The organism is Achromobacter sp. DMS1 (assembly GCF_001270295.1).
In genome coordinates this window covers 1-18338 of the sequence record NZ_LHSJ01000101.1, presented here as the reverse complement: position 1 = coordinate 18338, position 18338 = coordinate 1, and the positions used below count along the sequence as shown (strand labels likewise).

Genomic DNA, 18338 nt, shown 5'->3' with positions numbered 1-18338 from the left:
CGCGCGATGACGGCGCGGCCGCGCTCGGGGTTGTAGCCCTGGCCGGTATCGCCCGGCGTGGCGGGGATGGCGTCGGTGCCGTAAAGGGCGTCGTACAGGCTGCCCCAGCGCGCGTTGGCGGCGTTCAGCGCGTAGCGCGCGTTGGAAACCGGCACCACCAGCTGGGGGCCGGCCTGCTCGGAGATCTCGGCGTCCACGTTTTCCGTGGTGGCGCGCACCTCGTCGGGCTGCGGCAGCAGGTAGCCGATGTCTTCCAGGAATTTGCGGTAGGCGGCGGGGTCGGCGATGGGGCCGGGGTGGGCGCGGTGCCAGCATCCAGCTCGCCTGCAGGCGGTCGCGCTCGGCAAGCAGGGCGCGGTTGCGCGGGGCGAGGTCATGGACCAGTTCGGCGAAGCCCTGCCAGAAGGCGTCGGCGTCCAGGCCGGAACCGGGCAAGGCTTCCTGTTCGATGAACTGGACGAGGTTGGCCGCCACTTGCAGGCCATGTTTCTGGATGCGTTGCGTCATACGGGTCTCTGCGGATCGGATGGTATGGCTGGCCGGCGCCGGGCGCCGGGAAAACGGTTCCCACATCATCGGCCGCGGGGCAGGCGATGTCCATAGCAAAACCCGCTGGTCATACCAGTTTTTGTGCGGCGCACAGGACAGGTGCGGGATTTTTATGATTAGATATCAGCCACTTATTGGAAATCCGCGGCAGCCTTCGGCGGTGCGTGGAATTTGGTCAGACCAGTAGACGGAGCGCGCATGCACGCGGAAACGGAAACCAGGCCACGGCCCGTGGCGGACGAGGTGGCCGAGCGCATCGAGCGCCTGATCCTCGATGGCGTGCTCAAGGCGGGCCAGGCGCTGCCCTCCGAGCGCAGGCTCACGGAAAAGCTCGGCGTGTCGCGCAGCGCGCTGCGCGAAGGGCTGAAACTGCTGCGCGCGCGCGAAATCATCCACACGGCGCAGGGCAAGGGCTCGTACGTGGCGCGGATTTCCCAGGTGGATGCCGGGCCGCTGATGCACCTGTTCAATTCGCAGCCGCGCACCCTGTACGACCTGCTGGAAGTGCGTTCCCTGCTGGAGGCCGAATCGGCGCGGCTGGCGGCCATACGCGGCACCGAGGCCGATTTCATCATGATCCGCCGGCGCTACGACGAAATGATGGCCGCGCAGGGAACCGAAACCGACACCGCGCGCCACGCCCATCTCGACCACGCCTTCCATCTCGCCATTTGCGAGGCCTCGCACAATCCGGTGCTGGTGCACACGCTGCAGTCGCTCACCGACCTGCTGCTGGGCTCGGTGTTCGCCTGTGTGAACAACCTCTATCACCGCCAGCCCGAGAAGCGCCAGATCGACCGCCAGCATGCCCGGCTCTACCACGCCGTCATGGCGCGCCAGCCCGAGCAGGCGCGCAAGGCGGCGGCCGATCACGTGGACAGCGTGCGCCAGAGCCTGGCGGACATCGAGCAGGAAGAACAGCGCCTGATCCGGGCCACGCGCCGCATGGAAGGATGGGCCTGAGCGCGGCCGCGCGGCCCGGCCGCGGGGGCGCCGTTCGGCCAGCGCGGGCCGTTCCAGCGCCAGGGGCTTGCCCGCGTAGATGCGTCCGTAGCGGTTTTCGAGCAGGCTATCCAGGGCGATGGCCTCCTGGCCCACGAATCCGCGCGAGGGCAGCGCGCCCGAGGCCACCAGGTCCAGCGCGGCGCAGATGCCGGCCGAGGTGGAAAGCTGGATGGCGCTCAGCGTATGGCCGTCCAGTTCGGCGCCGAAGATGCGCACCGGGTGAGATTCCTCTTCCAGGCGGCCATGGCGCATGCCGCTGGCCGCCACCAGGATGACGATGACGTCCTGGTCGGTGGTGGGAATGGCCGCCTCAAGAATTTCCTTGAGCAGGTCGCGGCGGTCGCGCAGGCGCAGGTCGTTGAGCAGCAGCTTCATCAGGGCGCAATGGCCCGGGTAGCGCACGGACTTGTAGTCCACGTTGCGCGCCTTGCCCACCAGCGTGGCGGGCAGCGTGCCCAGTCCTCCGGAGGTATTGAAGGCCTCGTATTCCACGCCGTCCAGCGTGAACGTCTCGTAGCCTTCCAGCGCGGCCACCGTGGTCAGCTCGCCGTCGACGATGGCCTCGCAGGGGTTGCAGTACTCATTGATCAGCCCCTCGGTGCTCCACGTGAGGTTGTAGCGCAGCGCGTTCGAGGGATAGCGCGGCAGGGCGCCCACGCGCATGCGCAGGTCCAGCAGCCTGTCGAAGCGGCGGGCCAGCGCGTGGCGACGCTGCCGATGAAGCCGGGCGCGAGCCCGCACTGGGGCATGAGCACGCTGCCTGCCTCCCGGCCCAGCGCCTGGATGGCGTGGGTGCTGGCCACGTCCTCGGTCAGGTCGAAATAATGCACGCCGGCGCGGGCGGCCAGCGTGGCCACCGCGACCGCGCGATGAAACGGCAGCGCATTGACGACGGCATAGCGGCCCCGCATCGTCCGGGCGATGGCTTCGTCATCGGAGGCGGCCAGGGTGTCGCAGCCCAGCTCCGCGACCGCCCGCAGCCGCGCGGCATCCCGGTCCACGGCCAGGACTTCGTAGTCGCCGCTGCGCTGAAGCATGAGGGCGATCGCAAAGCCGATCTTGCCGGCGCCGAGCAGCAGGACGGGTTTCGGGGTGTTGGCGGCCATGGCGGAACTCCTGGGAGGGAATGGCCCTATCCTATGATTCCGGTCCGCCGATGTGTAGCAGGCATTTTGACGAAATGCCGTTAAATTATGTCGATTCGACCAGTATAAAAATCAAATCGTCAAAACAGAAAGCCTCGCGGCAGGGCCGGAGGCTTTCGGGGCGCCGGGCCGAAGCCCGGCCGCGGCGCGGGCCGGGGATCAGCCGTGCACCGGCGGGTAGTCCAGGTTGCCGAAGGTGACGATGCCGTCAGCCTTGGCCTGGGCCAGTTGCGATTGCACCTCCGAACGCGACACCGAGGTCGCCTCGGCCTGCGCAACGGGCGGATAGTCCAGGTTGCCGAAAGTCACTTCGCCGGCCAGGCGGGCCTGCGCCATTTCGGTTTGCACGTCCTGCGCGCTCAGGGTGGACTTCGCGGGGATGGCCGCGGGGTAGCCTTCTTCGCCGAAGGTGTATTGGCCCGAAGCCTTGGCCTGTTGCAGCTCGGCCTGGACCTGGGCGCGGCTGGGGCCCTGGTCGGCTTCGGCGGCCTGGGCGCCGGCGGCCAGAACGGACATGGACAACATCAAAGCGGTAGCAAGGGTTTTCATGGCAGACCTCCGTTGTCTTTGAGCTGGGATCCGAACCTCGGGCTGAATTGTCTGGGGTTCGCTTGCTGTGTCCCGATGAGTGGCATTCTGTGCTCAAAGACTCCTGGGATAAACCCTGATTGCCTGAAAACATTTTTCCAAATAATTGGATAATCGATCCGAATTTCGCCAAATGGCGCCATGGATGGCGATATTTCCATCAGATGACAAATAGCCTCCACCAGAGGCTGGCCGCCCGGCCGTCTCTTCTGCGGCCGGGGCGGCCATGGGCCGGCGTCAGCGGTTCAGCTCGGCCAACGCCTCGTCGTACTCGTCGCGCGCTTCCTGCAGTTTGCGCTGCGCCTTGGAGATCTTGTCCGGCTTGCCCTTGCTGCGGGCTTCGGCAAGCTCGCGTTCGCGCTCGGCGACCTTTTCCTGTTTCTCGCGCACGTCGGCCTCGCGCCGGGCCTGCAGGCGCTCGTCGGTGCAGTGGGCCTGGGCCTCGGCCAGCGCCTTGCGCAGACCGGCCTCGCGCCGGCTGTTGTTCTGGGCCTGGGCGGCGGCGATGTCGTTCTGGATGTGGCAGATCTTGGCCGCGCAGCCGCGCTGGGGCGGAGCAGTCGGTCGCGGCCTGGGCGGCGGGGGCGAGCACGCGGCGGCGAGGCCGCGGCCAGGGTCTTGAGGACGGGGGACATGAGGCGCATCTCCGGAAAAAGGGCCAGGCTCCATCTTCGCCCAGTCCGGCCCCCGGACACAATGCGCGGCGCGGATCAGCGGATCAGCGAACCGGCCAGGGCGGCGACGATGAGCAGCACGCCTAGCCAGAGGTTGGCGCGGAACAGCATGAAGTTGCGGTCCGGGCGCTGGATGTCGAACACCTTGAGCTGCCAGGCCAGGTGCAGCGCCACGGCCGCGATGCCCGCGAAATAGGCCCATGACATGCCCATGGCGTAGCCGCCCCAGGCCCACAGCGCCACGGTCGCGAGATAGAAGCCGCCGATCCAGAGCTTGCCCTGGTCGCCGAAGCGCATGGCGGTGGAATGCAGGCCCAGCCTGAGGTCGTCGCGCACGTCCACGTAGGCGTAGATGCTGTCGTAGCCCACCTGCCACAGCACCGCGCCGGCCCACATGGCGATGGCGGCCAGGGGCACCTGGTTCTGCGTATCGGACCAGGCCATCAGCATGCCCCAGTTGAAGCAGATGCCCAGCACCACCTGCGGCCAGTAGGTCACGCGCTTGCACAGCGGATAGATGAAGACGAAGGGCAACACCGCCACGGCCAGCCAGCGGCTCATCTCGTTGATGAAGAAAAGCAGCGATCCGCACACCAGGAGCTGGCCCAGCAGGAACCAGACCGCGTTCCGCATGCTCAACTGGCCGCTGGTGAGCGGTCGGAAGCGCGTGCGCTCCACGTGCTTGTCGAAGTTGCGGTCGCACATGTCGTTGACCGTGCAGCCGATGCCGCGCATGAGCAGCGCGCCCAGCGAAAAGACGATGAGGCGCTTCAGGTCGGGCAGGCCGCCCGCGGCCTGCACCAGCGCCGCAATGCACGGCAGCAGCGTCAGCCAGGTGCCGATGGGCCGGTCGAGCCGGCAGAGGCGCGCATAGGGGCGCCACGACCGGGGAAGCCAGCGTTCAACCCAGTCGGTAAAGACGATGTCGCTGAGATCGGCGGGAGTGGAGTTGGGGGCGCTCACGGTAANGGACGCCGCCGCCCCGCTGGCCCAGGGCTCCCATGCCGAGGCCACCGGCTACACCGTCGAAAACGGCCAGCTTCGCATCGCCCTGCCCTCGGGCGCCGCCGGGCTCAAGAACCCCGCGCAGTTCGCCGGCTACCAGGGCGACGCCCGATCGCCTTCGGCCGTCCTGCTCAAGCACAACGGCCTGCACTTCGAAATCCAGATCGACCGCGCGCACGCCATCGGCGCCACCGATGCGGCGGGCGTCAAGGACGTGCTCATGGAGGCCGCCGTCACCACCATCATGGACTGCGAAGACTCCGTGGCCGCGGTCGACGCCGAAGACAAGGTGCACATCTACCGCAACTGGCTCGGCCTCATGAAGGGCGACCTGGCCGAGGAAGTGAGCAAGGGCGGCAAGACCTTCGTCCGCCGGCTCAACCCCGACCGCCAGTACACGCGCCCCGACGGCTCGTCCCTGACGCTGCACGGCCGCTCGCTCATGTTCGTGCGCAACGTGGGCCACCTCATGACCAACCCGGCCATTCTCGATCGCGACGGCCAGGAGATTCCCGAAGGCATTCTCGACGCCGTCGTCACCACGCTGGCCGCGCTGCCCGACCGCCGCAACAAGCGCAATTCCCGCAGCGGCTCGGTGTATATCGTGAAGCCCAAGATGCACGGCCCCGCCGAGGCGGCCTTCGCCACCGAGCTGTTCGGCCGCGTCGAAGACCTGCTCGAACTGCCGCGCAACACCATCAAGATGGGCATCATGGACGAGGAGCGGCGCACCAGCGTCAACCTCAAGGCCTGCATCGGCGCGGCAAGCGCGCGCGTGGCCTTCATCAATACCGGCTTCCTCGACCGCACCGGCGACGAAATGCACTCCAGCATGGAAGCCGGCCCCATGCTGCGCAAGGGCGACATGAAATCCACCGCCTGGATCGCCGCCTACGAGCGCAACAACGTGCTGGTCGGCCTGGACTGCGGCCTGCGCGGCCGGGCCCAGATCGGCAAGGGCATGTGGGCCATGCCCGACATGATGGCGGCGATGCTGGAGCAGAAGATCGCCCACCCCAAGGCCGGCGCCAACACGGCCTGGGTGCCCTCGCCCACCGCCGCGACGCTGCATGCGCTGCACTACCACCAGGTTGACGTACAGGCAGTGCAGCAGGATCTCGAACGCACCCGCCTGGCCGACGTGCGCGAGGAACTGCTGGCCGGCCTGCTGACCGTGCCGGTGGCCGCCAGCCCCGACTGGCCGGCCGCCGACATCCAGCAGGAGCTGGACAACAACGTCCAGGGCATCCTGGGCTACGTGGTGCGCTGGATCGACCAGGGCGTCGGGTGCTCCAAGGTGCCCGACATCCATAACGTCGGCCTCATGGAAGACCGCGCCACCCTGCGCATTTCCAGCCAGCACATCGCCAACTGGCTGCGCCACGGCGTTACCAACCGCGAGCAGGTCATGGAAACCTTCAAGCGCATGGCCAGGGTAGTCGACGGCCAGAACGCGGCAGACCCGGCCTACCGGCCCATGGCGGGCCATTTCGATACCTCGCTCGCATTCAAGGCCGCCTGCGCCCTGGTGTTCGAGGGCCTGACGCAGCCCAACGGCTACACCGAGCCGCTGCTGCACAAGTACCGGCAGGCGTTCAAGGCCGCCCAGGCCTGACGCTGGCGTGCAGCGCCCTTCCCGCCAGGGGAAGGGTGCGCCCGCTGCGCGGGCTTGCTGCCCCCGGGGGGGCCGTTTTTGCCTTGGGACGGCCCGGCGGCAAAAAGCGGGACGCGGCTTTCTTTTTCGCATGGCCGTGCTAAATTGGCGCGTATGCACGCCAAGACCGAAAAAAGCGAACTCACCTATGCCGCCATCGTGGATGCGGCGCTGGACATGGCCGCCGCCGAGGGGCTGGAGCGCCTGTCGCTGGGCGAGATCGCGCGTCGCCTGGGCATCAGCAAGAGCGGCGTCTTTTCGCGCGTGGGTTCGCTGGAGGCGCTGCAGCAAGCCGTGCTGGACGAGTACGACCGGCGTTTTCTCGCGGCCGTGTTCACGCCCGCCCTGGCCGCTCCCCGGGGCCTGCCGCGGCTCAACGCCATGGTTTCCAACTGGGTGGCGCGCGCGAGCAACGTCGAGACGCTCACCGGCTGCATCTACGTGGCCGGCGCCTTCGAGTACGACGACCTGCAGTCGCCGCTGCGCGCGCTGCTCGAAAACAATGTGCGGCGCTGGCGCGGCTCGCTGGTGCGCACCGCCGTCCAGGCCCTGGAGGCCGGGCACCTGCGGCCGGACACCGACCCGGAACAGCTAGTGTTCGAAATCTACAGCCTCATGGTCGGCCTGATGCACGACGCCCGCTTCCTGCGCGATCCGCGCGCCGGCGAGCGCGTGCGCGCCGCCTATGAGCGCCTGATCTCCACTTACCGCAGTTTCCAGTTCATCGGATAAGGCGTCCGGCCATGTCCGCCGCCTGCGCCGTCCAAATTTCGCACGTCCGTGCGAAAAAATGAGGAGAATCGCCATGCCGTTCGTCATCATCGCCGGAATCGCCGCCGCCATCGCGTGGCGCCTGTGGCGGAGCTGGCGCAGCCTGCTGCGCCAGCTACCCGATCACCCTGAACACCTTGTGCTTTTCTGAAGCGCCGCCGCCCGGCCGGTCTATAGTTGTTTCTGCCCATTCTTCGCTTTCGTCATGCCGCGCTCCGTTCACCTCCTGATCATCGATCCGCAGAATGACTTCTGCGACCTGCCCTCCAGCCACCTGCCCGCCGATCCGGTCACCGGCCGCCCGCGGCAGCCGGCGCTGCCCGTGTCCGGCGCCCACGCCGACATGCGGCGCCTGGCCGCGTTCATCGACGCCAGCGCCGATGCCCTGGACGCCATCACCGTCACGCTCGACTCGCATCACCGGCTCGACATCGCGCACCCGATTTTCTGGCGCCGGCGCGACGGCTCCGACGTGGCGCCCTTCACCCCCATCACCGCCGCGCAGGTGCGGGCCGGCGACTACCAGCCGCGCCACCTCGACGACCTTCCCCGCACGCTGTCGTACCTGGACGAACTGGAATCGCGCGGCCGCTACACCCTGATGGTGTGGCCGCTGCATTGCGAGATCGGCACCTGGGGGCACAACGTCCACGCGGATGTGCACGCGGCCTACAGCCGCTGGGAAGACCAGCGCCAGCTCATCGTGCGCAAGGTGCCCAAGGGCACCAATCCCTGGACCGAGCACTACAGCGCGCTCATGGCCGAGGTGCCCGACCCGGACGACCCGCGCAGCCAGCTCAACCGCTCGCTGCTCGATGCCCTGGACCGCGCCGACCTCATCCTGGTCGCGGGCGAGGCCGGCAGCCACTGCGTGAAGGCCACCGTGGAGCACCTGGCCGAATACCTGCCCGGCGGCCGGCTGTCGCGCGTGGTGCTGCTCACCGACTGCATGAGCCCCGTGGCGGGCTTCGAGGACGCGCAGGCCGCCTTCATCCAGCGCATGCGCGACCTGGGTGTGCAGGCGCGCGCCAGCACCGACATGGCGCGCGCGCTGGGGTAGCCGCGCGCGCCGCCTTCCGGGACCGCCCGGCCTCGGGAGGCGGCGCTCGATTCATAAAACTCATCACGTCTCAAGATTTCATTGCTTTACGGCCCCGCGCCGGGCCGCAAGAATATCGGGCTTCATGCGCCGAAGGCGGCGCCCGCCCCGCGCGGCGATCAATGCAATGGAGAGACGAACATGAATGGCGCCCACAGCCTGGTCAAAACCCTGCTTGCCTCCGGCGTGGACACGTGTTTCGCGAATCCCGGAACCAGCGAGATGCATTTCGTGGCTGCGCTGGATCAGGTTCCTGGGATGAAATGCGTGCTCGGCCTGCAGGAAAACGTGGTAACCGGCATGGCCGACGGCTATTTCCGCATCGCGCGCAAGCCGGCCTGCACGCTGCTGCACTGCGGGCCCGGCCTGGCCAACGGCATGGGAAACCTGCACAACGCGCACCGCGCGCGCAGCGGCATCGTGAACATCATCGGCGACCAGGCCACGTATCACCGTCCCCACGACGCCCCCCTGACGGCGGACACCGCCGGCATGGCGCAGACCGTATCGCAGTGGGTGCGCACCAGCGAAAAAGCCGAGCACCTGGGCCGCGACGCCGCGCAGGCCGTGCAGGCGGCGCGCGCCTATCCGGGCCAGATCGCCACGCTCATCCTGCCCGCCGACGTATCGTGGAATGAGGGCGGCGTGGTGAGCCGGGCGGACGAACCCTCGCCGGCCCCCGCGGTGGAGGGCCACGTCATCGAGCGCGCCGCCCGCACCCTGCGTACGCACGGGGCGGACACGCTGATCCTGCTCGCCGGCCCGGCCGTGCTCGCCGAGGCCCAGGGCCTGGCCTGGCGGGTCGCGCAGGCGACCGGCGCGGCCCTGCTGGGCGACTACGTCACCGCGCACGTGGCGCGCGGCCGTGGCCGGCTCCAGCTCGAGCGCGTGCCCTACGCCATGGACGCGGCCATCAGCGCCCTGCAGCGGTACAAGCACATTGTTCTCGTCAACGCGAAGGCGCCCGTGGGCTTTTTCGCGTATCCGGGCATGCCCTCCACGCAGTACGCGCCCGACGCGCAACTGCACGTCCTGTCGCGGCCCGACCAGGATCCGGTCCAGGCGCTGCGGGAACTGGTGCGCGCCCTGAACGCACCGGAAGCGGAAATTCCCGACCCCGGCCCGCGCCCGGAACCGGCCGCCGGCGCGCCCACGCCGGAGGGCCTGGCCCGGACGCTGGCGGCGCTCATGCCCGAGAACGCCATCGTGTCCGACGAAAGCGTCTCGTTCGGCCGCGGCTTCTACAAACACACGCACGCCGCCCCCGCCCACGACTGGCTGCACCTGGCGGGCGGCGCCATCGGCGACGGCATGCCGGTGGCCACCGGCGCGGCCATCGGCGCGGGCGGGCAGCGCCGGGTCATCAACCTGCAGGCCGACGGCTCCGCGATGTACTCGCTGCAATCGCTGTGGACCCAGGCCCGTGAACGCCTGCCGGTGACCACCATCATTCTCAACAACAGCAAATACAACATCCTCATCGGCGAATACCGCAATGTCGGCGCCACGCCCGGCGCAACGGCAATGAGCATGCTGGACCTGGGGAATCCGTCGCTCGGGTGGGTCGGGCTGGCGAACGCCATGGGCGTGGACGCGGCGCGCGCCGCCACCCTGGAAGAATGCGCCGACCTGATGAAAAGCAGCTTCGCGGCAAACGGCCCGTTCCTGATCGACCTGCGGATCTGAAATCCGGGTCCGCGATCCCGGAACGAGGCGCGGGAGAAAAAAACGCCTCATGCAAGAATCTGGAGACTATTTTTCGTGAAGTTCGCTTTTGCAAGCAGGATCGTCGGCCTTGCGCTGCTCGGCAGCGCCGCATTCGCCGCCCAGGCCGATACGTACCCCTCGCATCCCATCACCATGATCGTGCCATACCCGGCCGGAGGCACGTCCGACCTCGCCGCGCGCACGATCGCGCAGGCCATGGGCCCGTACCTGAAGCAGTCCATCATCGTCGATAACCGCGCCGGCGCGGGCGGCAACATCGGCATGGGAGTGCTCAAGCGCGCCCAGGCCGACGGCTACACCATCGGCCTGGGCACCATCGGCACGCAGACCATCAACCCGTACATCTACCCCGACATGCCATTCGACCCGGGCCGGGACTTCGCGCCGCTGTCGATGGTGTTCACCACCCCCAACGTGATCGCGGTGCGCAAGGACTCCGGCATCAAGAGCCTGCAGGACCTGTTCTCCCAGGCGCGCGCCAACCAGAGCCGGCCCATCACGTACGCAACGCCGGGCATCGGCTCTTCGGTGCACCTCACAGGCGCCTACCTGGAACAGGCGGCGGGCATCCAGATGCTGCATGTGCCGTTCAAAGGCGTGTCGGGCTCCATGCCCGCGCTGATCGGCGGCCAGGTCGACGTGCTCATGGACAACCTGCCCACCACGCTCAGCCAGCTCAAGGACGGCGCGCGGGTGCGCGCCCTGGCCGTCACCTCGGCCAGCCGCAGCGCGGCGCTGCCCGACGTGCCCACCGTGGCGGAAGCCGGCCTGAAGGATTTCGACGTGACCGCCTGGTTTGCGCTGTATGCCCCGGCCGGCACGCCTGCCGACGTGCAGGCCGCCCTGATCGACGCCGCGCAAAAAGCGCTGGCCACGCCCGCGGTCAAAGAGCAGCTTGCCGCGCTGGGCGCGACGCCGGGCGCGCTTTCGGGACAGGCGCTGTCGGCCTTCGAGGCCGGCGAGCGCCAGCGCTGGAGCGCCCTCATCAAAGAGCGCGGCATCTCGGCAAACTAGCCGCGGCGGCCGGCGCGGCTTGCGGACCATGTACGCGGATGCCTACTATCGGTGTCCGATCTTACGCCGGGAGCAAGTCGAATCATGCGCCGTATCCGAACGCCGAGCATGGCCGCGCTGAGCGCTTTCGAGGCCGCGGCGCGCCATGAGAGCTTCACCCTGGCCGCGCGCGAACTCTCCGTTACCGAAAGCGCCGTCTCGCGGCAGATCAGCCTGCTCGAGGAGAACCTCAACGTCTCGCTCTTCGTCCGGGTCAAGCAGAAAGTCGTGCTGACCCGGCCCGGGCGCCTCTACAGCGAACAGGTGCGCGACGCGCTGCGCGCGCTCGAGAAGAACACCCTGGCCGTCGCCGCGCACGGCGGCGGCCGGGGCAGCCTGGAGCTGGCCGTGCTTCCGACCTTCGGCCTCGAATGGCTCATCCCGCGCCTGCCGCGCTTCTACGAGAAATACCCCGCCATCCGCATCAACATGGGCGTGCGGACCAGCCCCTTCTCGTTCGAGGAAGAACACTTCGACGCCGCCATCCACCATGGCAAGCCGATCTGGCCGCACGCCACCTCGGAGCGCCTGTTCGGGGAAACCATGGTGACGGTGGCGCGCCAGGACCTGATCGGACGCCAGCTCGAACGCGCGGAAGACCTGCTGCGCTATCCGCTGCTGTATTCGACCACCCGGCCGGAATCGTGGAAGCAATGGTTCGAGGCCGCCGGCGTGCCCGGAAACCTGGGCCAGGCGCAGAGCGCCGGCTTCGAATTGCAGTCCATGGTGGTGCGCGCGGCGGAATCGGGGCTGGGCATCGCGCTGGTGCCGGAGTTCTTCGTTCCGCAATCGGCGTGGCGGCAGGGCGTCATCCGCGCGCATCCGCTGTCCATTCCCGGCGAGGATGCCTACCAGCTCGTGTATCCCAGCAACATGCGAGCCAGCTATCCGCTGGAGTGCTTCCGCGCATGGATACTGGACGAAGCCCGCCGTTTCGCCGACGAAAACCATCTCGTTGCGTAGCCACGCCCCGACCGCCACGGGGCGCTGGCTGGCGGCGGTCAGCCCGCCGGCGTTCCGCCGGCTGGCTGGCTCTGCACGTAGATCGCGCTGATCGCCTCGCACAACCGAGGCGGCGCCTCGAACAGGCGCGACACCAGCAGACAGCCCTGAATGGTGGCGAACACCGCGCGCGCGGCCGATTCGGGCGTGCCGTTGAATTTGAGCGTGCCCTGCGTCGCGCCCGCTTCCAGCACGCGCGCGATCCAGGCCTCGTGCGCGCGGAAGAATCCCTGCAGGGCGCCGCGCACGCGTTCGGGCAGGCTGCCCACCTCGGCCGCCAGCATGCCGCCCAGGCACATTTCCTGGTTGCTGGCGCAGGCGTGCGATTCCATCAACGACAAGTAGGCATGCAACTGCTCGCGCGCGGGCAACGCCGTGTCGATATCGCGCACGGCCTGCAGCGCCCGGGCGCTATAGGCCTCGACCGCCTCGTAAAGCAGGTCGTCCTTGCACGGGAAATAGTAGTGGATGCTGGAGGTCTTCACCCCGACGTGCTCGGCCAGGTCGCGGTAGCTGAAACCGTTGCTGCCGCGCGTGCGGATGAGCGTCTGGGCGTAATCCAGCAATTGCTGGCGGGTGGAAGTCGAGGCTGGGGTGTCCATGGCTGCATATTACCTACTAATAGGGTTGGGACGGCATAGGCATGAACCCGCGCCGCGCCGGGCTGGACGACGACGCGGATTCCGGCGGGCGACGCCGCGCACCGGAATCCGCGGTTCCTCGCCATGCCGCTCAACCGGCAACGGGCGGATACTCGAGCTCGCCGCTCGCCGTCAGGCCGTCGCGGCGGGCGGCGGCCAGTTCCGCCTTCACCTCGGCGCGGCTCACGTCGCCCGCCTGCGCGACGGGCGCGGCCGCATAGCCTTCTTCGCCGAACACCAGTTCGCCGTTGGCGCGGGCCCGCGCCAGCTCCTGCTCCACCTGGGCGCGCGTCACGGCGCTGTGCGTGTCCAGGGCAGGCGGATAGTCCAGTTCGCCGGCGTAGGCCGAACCCATGAACGTGGCGGAAAGAACGAGCGCGGAAACGAGGGTCTTCATGATGATCTCCAGAGCGCGATGCGCTTATCTATGGATAGATAGGTTTGTGACGGAAAAAAACTCAACCTTGGACGGGCGGATAGTCCAGCTCGCCGCTTTCGGTCAGGCCACGGGCGCGGGCGCTCGCCAGTTCCGCCTGCACCTGCGCGCGGCTGACGCTGCCGGACTGGGCAAACTGCGTGGCGGCATAGCCTTCTTCGCCAAACGCCAGCTCGCCGTTGGCGCGGGCCTGGGCCAGTTCCTGTTCCACCTGAACGCGCGTTACGGTGCTGTGCGTATCGGCGGGCGGCGGGTAGTCCAGCTCGCCGGCCTGGACGGCGGCGCCGGCGAAAGTTGCGGAAAGAACGACGGCGGACAAAAAGGTCTTCATGATGAAATCTCCGATGAGCTTGCTATAGTCCGAAAACTATCTACTTATAGATAGATATTCGGAGAAAGAAAAAGAAGTACTGCGGTACTTCCAGGTTCGGCGCCACGGTGCGCTGCGTCGATGGAGGGAATATTACCTACTAGTAGATAGATAGCACAAGGCCCCAAGATGAAACAATTCTTGTCATCCTGGCCTGCGTCCGGCTGATAGAATCGGCTTCGATTCCGGATCGGATCTCGATTTTTCCTATGCGCGCGCCTCTCGCCGTCCAGCGCCGGATCAGCTGGGCGGTGCTATTCGCCTTCCTCTTCGCGACGCTGCTGCCGGTCCTGGGACTGGCCAGCGGCGAGCCTGCCGCTGCGCGCAAGGTTCTGGTGCAATTCTGCAGCGTGGGCGAACACGAGTTCGCCACGCTGGAACTTCCGGCCGGCGCCGCGCCGGAGAAAAAGGCCGACGCCTCGCTGGCGCACGCCGGCTTCTGCCTGCTGTGCGTGTCGCCGGCCACGGCGCCCGAGCCCGTCCAGCCCAGTTTCGTTCCCGGACTCTCCGGCCCCGCTTCGTGGGCCATGCCCGTTCCGCTCGCACCGCGCGAGCCCTCGTGCTGGAACGTCGCGCTCGCGCGGGCCCCGCCCTTGGTCTGACCGTCCCGACGCCGGCCGCAAGGCCGGTCTTGACGCTTTTCCCCGTTTATTCCGCCGCCGTCCGCGCGGCCGGGTCCGTTCGCGGCCCGGCCGCGGCGAACGGCCGCGCACACAGGACCCAGACCCTATGGCCACCCCCGCCGAGACGACGGGCGCGCGCAGACTGCCCGCGCCGCGCCCCCTCTTCGCCCGCTTTGCCCTCTTCCCGCTCGCGCTGGCCACGGCGCCCGCCCATGCGCAGCAGCAATCCCCCGCCGAACTCCAGCCCATCGTCGTGTCCGCCGGCGCCGAGTCCTCGCTGAACCAGCCCGCCTCCACCGGCTCCAACCTGGGCCTCACGCCCATGCAGACCCCCGCCAGCGTGGACATTATTTCCCGCGAACAGATCGAGTCGCGCGGCGACACGAACGTGCTCGACGCCATCACGCGCGCGCCCGGCATTTCGGCCATGCCCCACCCCGGCAACGGCAACAGCGCCCTGTCCTCTCGCGGCTTCACCGACAGCACCTCGGTGATGCGCCTGTACGACGGGCTGCGCCAGTACGGCGGCGTGGGCGTCACCTTCCCCTTCGACACCTGGTCGGTGCAGAGCATCGAGGTGCTGCGCGGCCCCGCCTCGGTCATCTACGGCGACGGCGCGATCGGCGGCGTGGTCAACGTAATACCCAAAAAGCCCACGCGCGGCCCCATCGAGAACGAGGTCCAGGCTACGGTGGGCACGCAGGACACTGCCCGGCTGGGGCTGGGCAGCGGCGGCGCACTGAGCGACACCCTGTCTTACCGGCTGGACCTCAGCGGCAACTACACCGACGGCTGGGTGGATCTCGGACAATCGGGCGACGCCACCTTTTCCGGCGCGCTGCGCTGGGATCCCTCGCCCCAATGGACCACTACGCTCAGCTACGCGTATGGCTACCAGCGCCCCATGCGCTACTTCGGCACGCCGCTCATCGACGGAGAACAGCGCGACGCCGTCCGCCACGAGAACTACAACGTCAGCGACAGCTTCATGCGCTTTCGCGACCAATGGACCCAGCTCGACTCCACCTGGACGCCCAACGACGCCACCACGGTGCGCGCGCGGCTCTACCGCATCGAAAGCCGGCGCGACTGGCGCGATGCGGAACGCTATGTCTACAACCCAGGCACCGGGCTCATCGACCGCTCGGACAACACGGCCATCTCGCACGACCAGAACCAGACCGGCCTGACCATGGACGCGGCCTTCAAGGGCAGGCTGGCGGGCCTGGACAACACGCTCTCGGTCGGCTTCGACCTCAACCACAGCACCTTCAAGCACACCAACAACACCTACACCGGCAGCTCCGGGCCGGTGGACCCCTATGACCCCGCGCACGGCCACTTCGAGAGCGACATCCCCACGATTCCGCGCTACCGGAACGAGGCGGACCAATATGCGCTCTTCGCGGAGAACCGGCTCGCGTTGAGCTCGCGCTGGTCCGTCATCGGCGGACTGCGCTACGACCACGCCCGGATCGTGCGCGACGACCTCGTCGCCGGCGCGCGCGCGCTCTCCAAAACCTACGCCGACGTGGGCTGGCGCCTGGGCACGGTCTTCGACCTCACGCCCGATCTCGCGCTCTATGCGCAGTACGCGGAAGCGGCCGACCCGGTGAGCGGCCTGCTCATGCTGAGCCCGGCCAACAGCGGCTTCGACATGTCCCAGGGCAAGCAGATCGAAATCGGACTCAAGCAGAACTTCTGGCACGGCAAGGGCGAATGGACGCTGGCCGCCTACCACATCCGCAAATCCGGCCTGCTCACCCGCGACCCGGACAACCCCAGCCTGCGCGAACAGGTCGGCGAACAATCGTCCCGCGGACTCGAAGCCTCGCTCGCGCTGGCATTCGCGCCGGGCTGGAAGATCGAGGCCAACGCGGCCATGCTGCGCGCCCGCTACGACGACTTCACCGAATCGTCCGGCTCTCCCGCCGTCGCGGTTTCGCGCGAAGGCAAGGTGCCGCCCAACGTGGCGCAACGCCTGGCCAATCTCTGGATCAGCTGGAACTTCCTGCCGCGCTGGACCGCCATGGGCGGCCTGCAATACGTGGGCAAGCGCTATGCGGACAGCGCCAACCGCATCGAACTGCCGTCCTACACGACGACCGACCTCGCCCTGCGCTGGGACGTGAACAAAGACACCACCCTCACCGCGCGCGGCTACAACGTCTTCGACCGGGCCTACTTCACCACCGCGTACTACACCAGCACGCAATGGCTGTACGGCCCGGGACGGCGATTCGAGCTGACCCTGAACCACCGCTTCTGAACGCGAGGACGCCATGCACATGCCTGCCCGCCTGCGGCGCCTGGTGTTCCTGGCGCACCGCTGGCTGGGAATCGGCGGATGCGTGCTGATGCTGCTGTGGTTCGCAAGCGGCATCGTCATGCTCTATGTCGGCTACCCCAAGCTGACACCCGCCGAACGCCTGGCCAGGCTGCCCCCGCTCGATCCCGCCGCCTGCTGCATCGGGCTGCGGAGGCTGCCGCAACCGGCGGACGGAGCCGTCCTCACCTCGGTGCGCGGCCGCCCGGCCTACGTGCTGGGCGCACGGGCCTACGCCGGCGATACCGGCCGCCCCCGCGCCCGAGGTGTCCCCCGAGCTGGCGCTGGCCTCGGCCCGCGCCTACGCGCCCGAGGGCACAGCGCGGCTCGACGGCAAGATCGCCGAAGACCGCTGGACGCATGCGCGCGGGCTGGACCCGCACCGGCCGCTGTTCCGCATCCAGATCGACGGCCCCGAACCCGCCACGCTCTATGTGTCCTCGGCCACGGGCCAGGTCGTGCTGGACGCGCCCGTAACGCAGCAGCGCTGGAATTACGCGGGCGCCTGGCTGCACTGGCTGTACCTGTTCCGCAGCCGGCCCGTCGATCCGGTCTGGACCTGGCTGGTCATCGCGCTGTCGGGCGCCTGCACGCTCATCGCCGCCAGCGGCGTGCTGGTCGGCATCTGGCGATGGCGGTTCCGGGGCCGCTACAAGTCCGGCAGCCGCAGCCCGTACCGCGAGCCGTGGATGCGCTGGCACCACGTCCTGGGCCTGGGCTTCAGCCTCTTTACCTGCACCTGGATCTTCAGCGGCCTGATGTCCATGAACCCGGGCGGCGTGTTCGCCGCGCCCGACCCGCCCCCGGACCGCGCAGCCTACGCCGGCCCCGCCGGCGCGCCTCGCATGGACGATCCGCGGCCCGCGCTTGCGGCCTTGCGCGCAAGCGGCTTCGCGCCGGTCGAGCTGCACTGGCGGCGGCTCGGCGGCGAGAATTACATCCTGGCCTTCGACGCGGATGGCGACAGCCGCGTCGTGCGCGCCGGCCCGCAAGGGCCGCGCATCGCGCCGCACTGGCGGCCCGAGGAAGTCCTGCCCGCGGCTGCCGCGCTGTTTCCCGGCTGGCGCTGGCGGTCCACCGTGCTGACGGCCTACGACGCCTACTACTACGGCCGCCACGACGAAGCCATGAACGGCGGCGCGCCGCGCGGCCTGCCCGCCCTGCGCCTGGAGGGAGACAACGGCGTTCTGGCCTATATCGACCTGCGTTCGGGCGACCTCGCGCTGGCCCTGTCGCCCTCGCAGCGCGTGGGGCGCTGGCTGTTCTACTTCCTGCACAGCTGGGATCTGCCGCCCATGCTGCGCGCCGCCGCGCTGCGCGACGCCCTGCTCATCCTGCTGAGCGCGGGCGGCATCCTGCTGTCGGCCACGGGCTGCGTCATCGGCCTGCTGTCGGCCACGGGCTGCGTCATCGGCTGGCGGCGGCTGCGCGCCAAGGCCGCGCCGCGGCGTCCGCCCGGGCGGCGCGGCGCGTAGCGGACCGGGACGCCGCGCGCCGCAAAGAAAAGGCCTTGCCGCACGTTGCGGCAAGGCCTGCTTGCTATTGCTGCGCGAAGCGCCAGAACGGTTAGAACGGAATATCGTCGTCCATGTCGGCGAGATTCGCGCCGCTGCTGGCCGGAGCGGCCTGCGGGCGGGGCGTTGCTGGGGCGCGGGACGCTGGCCGGGCG

General features: G+C 68.6%; 16 protein-coding genes and 2 pseudogenes. 10 read left to right on the top strand and 8 right to left on the bottom strand.

Features of this window, described 5'->3' with window-relative positions:
- Positions 1–507 (bottom strand): annotated as a pseudogene (locus AD428_RS13565) (malate synthase G); the annotation flags it as partial.
- A gap of 240 nt (positions 508–747) precedes the next feature.
- Between AD428_RS13565 and glcC the strand changes: the two are divergent.
- Positions 748–1512, top strand: coding sequence for a transcriptional regulator GlcC (glcC, locus tag AD428_RS13560; protein ID WP_053245536.1), 765 nt, complete (start codon positions 748–750; stop codon positions 1510–1512).
- A 45-nt stretch (positions 1513–1557) separates the two neighbouring features.
- Here glcC and AD428_RS13555 read toward each other — a convergent pair.
- The 4 genes and pseudogenes from AD428_RS13555 to ubiA form a co-directional block, all read right to left on the bottom strand.
- Positions 1558–2660, bottom strand: a pseudogene (locus tag AD428_RS13555) (saccharopine dehydrogenase family protein); the annotation flags it as partial.
- 198 nt (positions 2661–2858) lie between these two features.
- Positions 2859–3248 (bottom strand): DUF4148 domain-containing protein, encoded by a 390-nt coding sequence (locus tag AD428_RS13550; protein ID WP_082308397.1) that lies wholly within the window; start codon positions 3246–3248, stop codon positions 2859–2861.
- A 276-nt stretch (positions 3249–3524) separates the two neighbouring features.
- On the bottom strand, positions 3525–3956 hold the full coding sequence (locus AD428_RS13545) for a DUF1090 domain-containing protein (RefSeq protein WP_235490176.1): 432 nt from the start codon (positions 3954–3956) through the stop codon (positions 3525–3527).
- Between the two features lie 41 nt (positions 3957–3997).
- The gene (ubiA, locus tag AD428_RS13540; protein WP_053245532.1) at positions 3998–4924 is read right to left on the bottom strand and encodes a 4-hydroxybenzoate octaprenyltransferase; all 927 of its coding nucleotides are present in this window, start codon (positions 4922–4924) and stop codon (positions 3998–4000) included.
- Positions 4925–4930: 6 nt separating this feature from the next.
- Between ubiA and AD428_RS13535 the strand changes: the two genes are divergently transcribed.
- The 6 genes from AD428_RS13535 to AD428_RS13510 all read left to right on the top strand — a co-directional run.
- Positions 4931–6581: malate synthase G (locus tag AD428_RS13535; RefSeq protein WP_152968084.1), on the top strand; the 1651-nt coding region annotated here is incomplete at its 5' end.
- Between the two features lie 153 nt (positions 6582–6734).
- Entirely contained in the window at positions 6735–7352 is a 618-nt protein-coding gene (locus tag AD428_RS13530; RefSeq protein WP_053245531.1) for a TetR/AcrR family transcriptional regulator, read from the top strand.
- A gap of 244 nt (positions 7353–7596) precedes the next feature.
- Positions 7597–8451, top strand: a complete 855-nt coding sequence (locus tag AD428_RS13525; protein ID WP_053245530.1) for a cysteine hydrolase — start codon at positions 7597–7599, stop codon at positions 8449–8451.
- 180 nt (positions 8452–8631) lie between these two features.
- Complete coding sequence (locus tag AD428_RS13520; RefSeq protein WP_053245529.1) at positions 8632–10176, top strand: acetolactate synthase large subunit; 1545 nt, start codon at positions 8632–8634, stop codon at positions 10174–10176.
- A gap of 75 nt (positions 10177–10251) precedes the next feature.
- Positions 10252–11232 (top strand): Bug family tripartite tricarboxylate transporter substrate binding protein, encoded by a 981-nt coding sequence (locus AD428_RS13515; protein WP_235490171.1) that lies wholly within the window; start codon positions 10252–10254, stop codon positions 11230–11232.
- A gap of 84 nt (positions 11233–11316) precedes the next feature.
- Positions 11317–12234 (top strand): LysR substrate-binding domain-containing protein, encoded by a 918-nt coding sequence (locus tag AD428_RS13510; protein ID WP_053245527.1) that lies wholly within the window; start codon positions 11317–11319, stop codon positions 12232–12234.
- 38 nt (positions 12235–12272) lie between these two features.
- Here the strand turns inward: AD428_RS13510 and AD428_RS13505 are convergent, their stop codons facing one another.
- The 3 genes from AD428_RS13505 to AD428_RS13495 all read right to left on the bottom strand — a co-directional run bounded on the left by AD428_RS13505 (position 12273) and on the right by AD428_RS13495 (position 13681).
- Entirely contained in the window at positions 12273–12875 is a 603-nt protein-coding gene (locus AD428_RS13505) for a TetR/AcrR family transcriptional regulator (RefSeq protein WP_053245526.1), read from the bottom strand.
- 130 nt (positions 12876–13005) lie between these two features.
- Positions 13006–13311: a DUF4148 domain-containing protein gene (locus AD428_RS13500; RefSeq protein WP_053245525.1), complete on the bottom strand. Its 306-nt coding sequence runs from the start codon at positions 13309–13311 to the stop codon at positions 13006–13008.
- Positions 13312–13372: 61 nt separating this feature from the next.
- Positions 13373–13681 carry a DUF4148 domain-containing protein gene (locus AD428_RS13495; protein WP_053245524.1) on the bottom strand — a complete coding sequence of 103 codons (309 nt, stop codon included), beginning with the start codon at positions 13679–13681 and terminating at the stop codon, positions 13373–13375.
- A gap of 248 nt (positions 13682–13929) precedes the next feature.
- Between AD428_RS13495 and AD428_RS13490 the strand changes: the two genes are divergently transcribed.
- The 3 genes from AD428_RS13490 to AD428_RS13480 all read left to right on the top strand — a co-directional run bounded on the left by AD428_RS13490 (position 13930) and on the right by AD428_RS13480 (position 18144).
- Entirely contained in the window at positions 13930–14322 is a 393-nt protein-coding gene (locus AD428_RS13490) for a DUF2946 family protein (protein ID WP_053245523.1), read from the top strand.
- Between the two features lie 127 nt (positions 14323–14449).
- Complete coding sequence (locus AD428_RS13485; RefSeq protein WP_082308396.1) at positions 14450–16612, top strand: TonB-dependent receptor; 2163 nt, start codon at positions 14450–14452, stop codon at positions 16610–16612.
- 323 nt (positions 16613–16935) lie between these two features.
- Positions 16936–18144, top strand: coding sequence for a PepSY domain-containing protein (locus AD428_RS13480; protein WP_235490168.1), 1209 nt, complete (start codon positions 16936–16938; stop codon positions 18142–18144).
- The last annotated feature ends 194 nt before the right edge of the window (positions 18145–18338 follow it).

Excerpts from the sequence above, each read along its gene's own strand:
- glcC (WP_053245536.1), top strand. The coding sequence starts at position 748 with ATGCACGCGGAAACGGAAACCAGGCCACGGCCCGTGGCGGACGAGGTG.
- AD428_RS13550 (WP_082308397.1), bottom strand. The coding sequence starts at position 3,248 with ATGAAAACCCTTGCTACCGCTTTGATGTTGTCCATGTCCGTTCTGGCC.
- AD428_RS13545 (WP_235490176.1), bottom strand. The coding sequence starts at position 3,956 with ATGGAGCCTGGCCCTTTTTCCGGAGATGCGCCTCATGTCCCCCGTCCT.
- AD428_RS13530 (WP_053245531.1), top strand. The coding sequence starts at position 6,735 with ATGCACGCCAAGACCGAAAAAAGCGAACTCACCTATGCCGCCATCGTG.
- AD428_RS13525 (WP_053245530.1), top strand. The coding sequence starts at position 7,597 with ATGCCGCGCTCCGTTCACCTCCTGATCATCGATCCGCAGAATGACTTC.
- AD428_RS13520 (WP_053245529.1), top strand. The coding sequence starts at position 8,632 with ATGAATGGCGCCCACAGCCTGGTCAAAACCCTGCTTGCCTCCGGCGTG.
- AD428_RS13510 (WP_053245527.1), top strand. The coding sequence starts at position 11,317 with ATGCGCCGTATCCGAACGCCGAGCATGGCCGCGCTGAGCGCTTTCGAG.
- AD428_RS13505 (WP_053245526.1), bottom strand. The coding sequence starts at position 12,875 with ATGGACACCCCAGCCTCGACTTCCACCCGCCAGCAATTGCTGGATTAC.
- AD428_RS13500 (WP_053245525.1), bottom strand. The coding sequence starts at position 13,311 with ATGAAGACCCTCGTTTCCGCGCTCGTTCTTTCCGCCACGTTCATGGGT.
- AD428_RS13495 (WP_053245524.1), bottom strand. The coding sequence starts at position 13,681 with ATGAAGACCTTTTTGTCCGCCGTCGTTCTTTCCGCAACTTTCGCCGGC.
- AD428_RS13490 (WP_053245523.1), top strand. The coding sequence starts at position 13,930 with ATGCGCGCGCCTCTCGCCGTCCAGCGCCGGATCAGCTGGGCGGTGCTA.
- AD428_RS13485 (WP_082308396.1), top strand. The coding sequence starts at position 14,450 with ATGGCCACCCCCGCCGAGACGACGGGCGCGCGCAGACTGCCCGCGCCG.